Source organism: Longimicrobiaceae bacterium (assembly GCA_035696245.1).
Taxonomy (GTDB): Bacteria; Gemmatimonadota; Gemmatimonadetes; order Longimicrobiales; family Longimicrobiaceae; genus DASRQW01.
Genome location: DASRQW010000435.1, coordinates 1 through 2151, shown reverse-complemented (window position 1 = coordinate 2151; position 2151 = coordinate 1). Strand labels below are relative to the sequence as shown.

Below are 2151 nucleotides of genomic sequence, written 5' to 3'. Positions count from 1 at the left end.
ATCTTTGCGCCCCGTTCGCAGCCAGGCACGGTCTCACACGACGAATGACGGATCCGATGAGCGATACCCCGGCGGTCACGAATCTCGGCGAAGACTCCGGCAGCACCGGCCCCGCGGCGGGCAAGCAGGCGTGGGCTGCCCGCGCGGTCACGCCCGCCCTCGCGAAGCATCCCGAGCGGCGCGAGGAGTTCGTCTCCACCAGCGGCGTGGAGATCGACCGGCTGTACGCGCCGGAGGATGTGGCGGAGCTGGACTACGAGGCGGACCTGGGCTATCCCGGCGAGTTCCCGTTCACGCGCGGCATCCAGCCCACCATGTATCGCGGCCGCTTCTGGACCATGCGGCAGTACGCGGGGTTTGGGACGGCGGAGGAGACGAACGGGCGCTTCAAGCACCTGCTGGCGGCTGGGCAGACGGGCCTCTCCACCGCGTTCGACCTGCCCACGCAGATGGGCTACGACTCCGACCACGCGATGGCCCAGGGCGAGGTGGGGCGCGTGGGCGTGGCCATCGACACGCTGGCGGACATGCGGGCGCTGCTGGACGGCATCCCGCTCGACCGCGTGTCGACGTCGATGACCATCAACGCGACGGCATCGATCCTCCTCGCCTTCTACATCGCCGTGGCCGACGAGCGCGGCATCCCGAGGGCGAAGATCAGCGGGACGATCCAGAACGACATCCTCAAGGAGTACATCGCCCGGGGAACGTACGTCTTTCCCGTGGAGCCCAGCCTGCGCCTCATCACAGACATCTTCGCGTTCTGCAACGCCGAGGTGCCGCGCTGGAACACGATCTCCATCTCCGGCTACCACATCCGTGAGGCGGGGTCAACGGCGGCGCAGGAGATCGCGTTCACATTCGCGAACGGCCTGGAGTACGTGCGCCGGGCGCAGAAGGCGGGGCTGGAGATCGACCGGTTCGCGCCGCGGCTGTCCTTCTTCTTCGCATCGCACAACGACCTTTTCGAGGAGGTTGCGAAGTTCCGCGCCGCCCGCCGCCTGTGGGCGCGGCTCATGCGCGAGCGCTTCGGGGCGGGCGACGAGAGCTGCAAGCTGCGCTTCCACACGCAGACGGGCGGCGTGACGCTCCAGGCGCAGCAGCCGCTCAACAACGTGGTCCGCGTGACGGTTCAGGCCATGGCGGCGGCGCTGGGCGGCACGCAGTCGCTGCACACCAACGGCTACGACGAGGCGCTGTCGCTCCCGACCGCGCAGGCGGCGACGCTGGCGCTGCGGACGCAGCAGATCCTTGCGTACGAGAGCGGCGTTGGCGACACGGTGGACCCGCTGGCCGGCTCGTACTACGTGGAGTCGCTGACCAGCGAGGTAGAGGAGAAGGCCGCTGCGTACCTGGACCGCATCGAGGAGATGGGCGGCTCGGCCGAGGCGATCTCGTTCATGCAGGAGGAGATCCATAACGCTGCGTACAAGCACCAGATCGGGGTGGAGCGCGGCGACCGCGTGGTGGTCGGCGTCAACAAGTTCCAGGAAGATGCGGCGAAGTTCGACCTCTCCCAGCCGGACTTCAGCGCGTTGGAGAAGTCGCAGAAGGCGCAGCTCGCGGCGATCAAATCGGCGCGCGACGGCGGCGAGGTCAGCGCGAGGCTGGACGCCATCCGCACCGCCGCGCGCGGGACGGACAACCTCATGCCGCACATCATCGCTGCGGTGAAGGCGATGGTCACGCTCGGCGAGATCAGCGACGCGCTGCGGCAGGAGTGGGGGACGTACCGGCCGGTGTGATGCGGGTCGCGGCGACTGCCGTTTGGTGGATGGGAAACGAGGGGGCGACCAGGCGCGGTCGCTCCCTCGTACGTTGCTGCCGATCTGCGAGCCTGTGCGGTTCTGCGGTCGTGGGCGTCTGGTGCGGAGCGAGGCCGCTGAATTCCGTGTAAATAGAGGCCGGGGACCCACCACGGGTGCCCGGCCTCGTTGCAAAATGACTGCGGCGGATTTCTAGGAACTCGGGGATCACCCCCCTTCGGTTCCCTTGCCGCAGCTTAGAGTTTGTAAAAGAATAAATGCTTTGTTTGCGGAGCTCTCGCGTGTAGTATTCAGGCCATGGGTCCTACGGTTGATGTACTGCGAACGAAGTATGGACGTCTGGGCCCGGCTCTGACCGAGCGGTCTCGGCGACTGTGGGCGGCCA

The 2151-nt window shown here is 67.4% G+C and carries 1 protein-coding gene; it reads left to right on the top strand.

Going from position 1 to position 2151, the window contains the following annotated elements:
* Positions 1-56: 56 nt before the first annotated feature.
* Positions 57-1745, top strand: a complete 1689-nt coding sequence (locus VFE05_19605) for a methylmalonyl-CoA mutase family protein (GenBank protein HET6232290.1) — start codon at positions 57-59, stop codon at positions 1743-1745.
* Positions 1746-2151: the final 406 nt, after the last annotated feature.

Coding starts and splice junctions, on each gene's coding strand:
- VFE05_19605 (HET6232290.1), top strand. CDS start 57: ATGAGCGATACCCCGGCGGTCACGAATCTCGGCGAAGACTCCGGCAGC.